Consider the following 5,583-nt stretch of genomic DNA (forward strand, 5'->3'; position numbering starts at 1 on the left):
ACCGGCCATAGCCGTCGGCGTCAGCATCGGCGCCGGCCGGCCCTCGGCGCCGGACCTCGATGTCCTCGACCAGCCGGTAGAGGGTTGTATGCACCTCTTCGACCCGGGGCAGGTTCGCCAGTACCACCTGACCCCGTTCGCCGGCGCTTTCGATGGTCAGTGTGCCGGATCCCAGGAGGCGCTCGACGAACGAATGGTGGAACGAGACATCGTTGAGCCGCTGGAGCGGGATGTCCCGGCCGGTGCGGGAAAGAATTCCCGTCCGGATGACAACGCGCTCCGTCGTCACCACATAGCGTGTCGTGATCCACTGCAACCACGGCCGCAGGCTGGTGAAAAGGAGCAGGGCCGCCGCAGCCGTGATGAGGACCCACTGCGCCGGGTGCTGGAACGAGCCCGCCGGGATCGCCAGTACACCGAACAGGGTCAGGCCGAGAACGACGACAAACGCGCTGACCGGCGCGACCAGTCTGATCCAGTGTGGATGGAGGTGTAGGACAACCTCTTCGTCACTGGTGAGAATGCTCTCTGGAAATCCCACACGGCCGATCGTCTCACCATCGCCGCACCGGGCGGGCCCGAGGGTCGACCGGCTCGGCGTCAGCGCAGGTGAACAACGTCCGCAGCGGCGAAAGCCCGGCCGTCCACGACAAGGCGGCCGTGGACGTCCACGTCTGTGGCGGTGCCCACAACGACGGCGCCGTCGGGCAGCTCGACCCGCACCGCCCGGCCGAGCGTCGCACACACCGAGCGGTAGGCGTCGACGGCGCGGCCCGGCTCGGCCAGCCAGGCCCGGTATGTGGCGGCGACGTCCCGCAGCAGCTCGATCAGCAGTTCCCCCCGGCCCACGGCCGGGCGTGACCCCCGCCGCTGGCAGAGCGCCACGCTGGTTGCTCCCGGGGGCAGCTCATCGACATCCGTCTCGACGTTCAGGCCGACCCCGACGATCACTGCCGCCGTTGCGGGCTGGCAGGGAACAGCCTCGGCAAGGATTCCCGCCAGCTTGGCGCCGTCCACCAGGACGTCGTTGGGCCACTTGAGAACGGCCGGGATGCCCGCCAACCGGCGCAGCGTGGCAACCAGCGAGGCGCCGGTTACCAGCGGCAGCCAGCCGAGCGCTCCGGCCGGCACGGTTGGCCGCAGCAGCACCGAAAACGTGAGCCCCGCGCCCGCCGGTGAAACCCAGGACCGCTCCAGGCGCCCCCGCCCCGCCCACTGCAGCTCGGCGACGAGCACCCGTCCTTCACCGGCGCCGGCTTTCGCGGCCGCCACCAGATCGGCGTTGGTCGAGCCGGTCTCCCCGACTACCTGTACGTCCAGGCCGTCGTCGGCGAGAGCCGCCGCCAGCAGGCCGGCGTCCAGTGGCAGCCGCCGTGGCTGTGTTTTCGATGTCCGCATGTCAGCCAGGGTGCCACCGACGAACGTGTTACCGGAGCGTTATGGTGGCGAGCCTCGGGTTGACTGGCCTCGGGTTGACTGGCCTCGGGTTGACTGGCCTCGGGTTCGCTGACCTCAGGTTGGCGGGCTGGGACGCCGACGCGTCGCGCGCGGGCGCGGGTTTGTGCCCTCCGCGCGCGAATCGAGCACGTGGGGCCGTACCCGCCGTACGCTGCCCGGCATGGTACTTCCTGTTCCCGCTGAGAACCCCGCGCAGGGTTCGGTACCCGATCTTCTGACAGCCACCGGCAAGATCGCCGAGTTGAAGCGGGTCAACGACGACGCGGTACACGCCGGTTCCCAGCGGGCCGTCGACGCCCAGCACGCCAAGGGCAAGATGACAGCCCGTGAGCGAATCGAGGCATTCCTCGACCCCGGGTCGTTCGTCGAGACCGACGCGTTCGCCCGACACCGCGCGCATGACTTCGGACTCGAGCAGAACCGTCCCTACGGTGACGGGGTGGTAACGGGCTACGGCACTGTAGACGGCCGCCAGGTGTGTGTGTTCAGCCAGGACTTCACCGTTTTCGGCGGCAGCCTGGGCGAGGTCTTCGGCGAGAAAATCGTGAAAGTCATGGACCTGGCGCTCAAGACCGGTTGCCCGATGGTGGGCATCAACGACTCGGGTGGCGCGCGCATCCAGGAGGGCGTGGTCTCGCTCGGGCTCTACGGCGAGATCTTCTATCGCAACGTGATGGCATCGGGCGTCGTCCCGCAGCTCTCACTGATCATGGGTCCGTGTGCCGGCGGTGCCGTCTACTCCCCCGCCATCACCGACTTCACGCTGATGGTCGACAAAACCAGCCACATGTTCATCACCGGCCCGGACGTCATCAAGACCGTGACCGGCGAGGACGTCGGCATGGAGGAGCTGGGCGGCGCGCACACCCACAACTCCCGCAGCGGTGTCGCCCACTTCCAGGCCGCGGATGAGCTCGACTGCCTGGAAACCGCCAAGGCACTGCTGGCGTTCCTGCCGTCGAACAACATGACCGACCCGCCCGGCTTCGCCGAGGTGACCGATGTCCAGGCGGAGGTCACCGCCGAGCTGGACGTGTTCATCCCGGACTCGCCCAACACCCCGTACGACATGCACACGGTGATCGAATACGTGCTCGACGAGGGCGACTTCCTCGAGGTCCACGCCCAGTTCGCGCAGAACATGATCTGCGGCTTCGGACGGGTCGACGGGCGTTCGGTGGGCGTCGTCGCCAACCAGCCGATGCATTTCGCCGGCACCCTCGACATCGATGCCAGTGAGAAGGCGGCACGCTTCGTCCGGACGTGCGACGCGTTCAACATTCCGATAATCACCCTGGTCGATGTTCCCGGCTTCCTGCCCGGTACCTCGCAGGAGTGGAACGGAATCATCCGTCGGGGCGCGAAGCTCATCTATGCCTACGCCGAGGCCACGGTCCCGAAGGTGACTATCATCACCCGCAAGGCCTATGGGGGTGCATACGACGTCATGGGGTCGAAGCACCTGCGGGCCGACATCAACCTGGCCTGGCCGACCGCGGAAATCGCGGTGATGGGCGCCCAGGGCGCTGTAAACATCATTTACCGTCGGGAGCTCGCGTCCGCCGCCGACCCGGAAAGCCGCCGCGCGGAACTGATCGCGGACTACACCGAGCACTTCGCCACGCCCTACATCGCCGCCGAACGCGGGTATGTGGATGCGGTGATCACCCCGTCGGTCACCCGCCGCGAAGTGATCCGAGCCCTGCGACTGCTGCGGACCAAGCGGGAGTCGCTCCCGCCCAAGAAGCACGGAAACATTCCGCTTTAGTGCCGCCCCGGGGACTGCGGCCTGCGGGCGCGCGATCTGACGATCATCGTGCGCCCGTTGGCCCGTTGGCCCGCTGGCGACCCGGGGACTTCGGCCTCCGGCGATGCGAGAAGAACCACGATCGCATCGCCTTTGGGCCGCTAGGTGCAGCTCGCACGTTCATGAAGGGAGCGTCAGGTGGACAGCAAGCGTCAGGTGGACAACAGCGGCGACGGCCCGACCCGTCCATATCTGCGGCTTGTGCCGGCGAACGCATCCGCCGAGGAGATTGCCGCGTTGGTCGCGGTGGTCCGCCTGCGGGCAGCGGTGCCACCGCCCGAGTCGGCGGCGCCGTCGGGTTGGACCGACCGGGCCGCGACGTTCCGCCAGAACGTGCATTCCGGCCCGAACACGTGGCGGCAAACCGGTTTCACGCAGGGTGTCCGCACCCGAGCCGACTGGTAACCCACGGTCCGCGGCTGAGAACCCTCGCTGAACGCCCGCCGCCGGCAACAGCTGCCCAGGTCCCCGCGACGCCGCGTCCCTATTGCCGGGCGCCCTAAACTCAGCCACCCTGAACGAGGACGGGAGAAACGTGCGTAAGATCCTCATCGCCAACCGGGGAGAGATCGCTGTCCGGGTCATCCGCGCGTGCCGGGACGCTGGATACGCAAGTGTCGCGGTGTACGCCGAACCCGATATCGATGCGCTCCACGTCCGAATTGCCGACGAAGCGTACGCCCTCTCGGGCAGCACACCGGGCGACTCCTATCTACGGATAGACAAGATTCTCGACATCGCTCGGGTGAGTGGCGCCGACGCCGTCCACCCCGGGTACGGGTTCCTCTCGGAAAACGCCGACTTCGCCGGGGCGGTCGTCGCCGCGGGCCTGACCTGGATCGGCCCACCGCCCGAGGCCATCCGGCGCCTGGGCGACAAGACCGCCGCCCGCCACATCGCCCTGGCCGTGGGTGCGCCGCTCGCGCCCGGCACGGCCGACCCGGTCGCCGGCGTCGCGGAGGTCGTGGCGTTCGCGGATCAGTACGGCCTGCCGGTCGCCATCAAGGCTGCTTTCGGTGGCGGCGGGCGCGGGCTCAAGGTCGCGTGGAATGCCGACGACCTACCCGAGCTCTTCGAAAGCGCGGTGCGGGAGGCCACCGCCGCCTTCGGCCGGGGCGAGTGCTTCGTCGAGCGCTACCTGGACCAGCCACGCCATGTCGAGACCCAGATCCTCGCTGACAACCACGGCACCGTCGTCGTGGTCGGCACCCGGGACTGTTCGTTGCAGCGCCGCTACCAGAAACTCGTCGAAGAGGCCCCGGCTCCGTTCCTCACCGAGGAACAGCACACCTCACTCTATGAGGCATCCCGGGCCATCTGCAGGGAGGCCGGCTACGTCGGTGCGGGCACGGTCGAGTTCCTCGTCGCCCGGGACGGAATGATCAGCTTCCTTGAGGTCAACACCCGGCTGCAGGTCGAGCATCCGGTCACCGAGGAGACCAGCGGCGTCGACCTCGTCCGTGCGCAGTTCCGCATCGCCGAAGGCGAAGCGCTCGACCCGGCGGACCCGACTCCGCGAGGGCACTCGATCGAGTTCCGTATCAACGGCGAGGATCCGGGGCGTAACTTCCTGCCGGCCCCGGGCACGGTCACCCGGTTTGTCGCGCCCACCGGCCCGGGCGTGCGGGTCGACGCCGGCATCGAGTCCGGCGCCGTCATCGGCGGCGCCTTTGACTCGCTGCTCGCCAAGCTGATCGTCACCGGCGCGACCCGAACCGAAGCGCTGGAGCGCGCCCGCCGCGCGCTGGACGAGATGGTCGTCGACGGCATGGCCACGGTGCTGCCGTTCCATCGCGCCGTCGTACGGGACCCGGCGTTCGCACCGGCCGACGCGACCGAGCCGTTCCGCATACACAACCGCTGGATCGAGACCGAGTTCGACAACACCATCCCGGTCTTCACCGGCGGGGTGGATGCCGACACCGGGCCGGCGGAACGGGAGTCGGTGGTGGTCGAGGTCGGCGGCCGACGCCTTGAGGTCGTCCTACCCGCGGGCTTCGGAGCCGCGGCCGGCCCGGCGCCCGGTCGCACCGCCCCGCCCCGGCGACGCTCCGGCTCGAAAGCCGCGCGCGCCGTCACCGGCAACGCCCTGACCAGCCCCATGCAGGGCACCATCGTCAAGATCGCCGTCAGTGACGGCGACACGGTCGAGCCCGGCGACCTTGTCGTCGTCCTGGAAGCGATGAAGATGGAGCAGCCGATCACCGCGCATCGGGCGGGTACCGTGACCGGGCTCGCCGCGACCGTCGGCGGCGTCGTCTCCAGCGGCGCCGTCCTGTGTGAGATCAAGGACTAGACGGAATCTGTTCGTAGGCTGG

At 68.8% G+C, this 5,583-nt stretch carries 5 protein-coding genes; 3 read left to right on the forward strand and 2 right to left on the reverse strand.

Annotation, left to right across the window (positions count from 1 at the left end; all coding sequences use genetic code 11):
* Positions 1-541, reverse strand: a 541-nt coding sequence (locus U9980_RS07150; protein ID WP_322767208.1) for a PH domain-containing protein, incomplete at its 3' end; no start/stop codon positions are given.
* 59 nt (positions 542-600) lie between these two features.
* The gene (locus tag U9980_RS07155) at positions 601-1,398 is read right to left on the reverse strand and encodes a biotin--[acetyl-CoA-carboxylase] ligase (RefSeq protein ID WP_322767209.1); all 798 of its coding nucleotides are present in this window, start codon (positions 1,396-1,398) and stop codon (positions 601-603) included.
* 220 nt (positions 1,399-1,618) lie between these two features.
* Between U9980_RS07155 and U9980_RS07160 the strand changes: the two genes are divergently transcribed.
* The 3 genes from U9980_RS07160 (at position 1,619) to U9980_RS07170 (ending at position 5,561) form a co-directional block, all read left to right on the forward strand.
* Entirely contained in the window at positions 1,619-3,226 is a 1,608-nt protein-coding gene (locus U9980_RS07160; protein ID WP_322754346.1) for an acyl-CoA carboxylase subunit beta, read from the forward strand.
* A 177-nt stretch (positions 3,227-3,403) separates the two neighbouring features.
* On the forward strand, positions 3,404-3,670 hold the full coding sequence (locus tag U9980_RS07165) for an acyl-CoA carboxylase subunit epsilon (RefSeq protein WP_322754345.1): 267 nt from the start codon (positions 3,404-3,406) through the stop codon (positions 3,668-3,670).
* Between the two features lie 130 nt (positions 3,671-3,800).
* Entirely contained in the window at positions 3,801-5,561 is a 1,761-nt protein-coding gene (locus U9980_RS07170) for an acetyl/propionyl/methylcrotonyl-CoA carboxylase subunit alpha (RefSeq protein ID WP_322767210.1), read from the forward strand.
* The last annotated feature ends 22 nt before the right edge of the window (positions 5,562-5,583 follow it).

This window comes from Protofrankia sp. Cr1, from assembly GCF_963555865.1.
GTDB lineage: Bacteria > Actinomycetota > Actinomycetes > Frankiales > Frankiaceae > Protofrankia.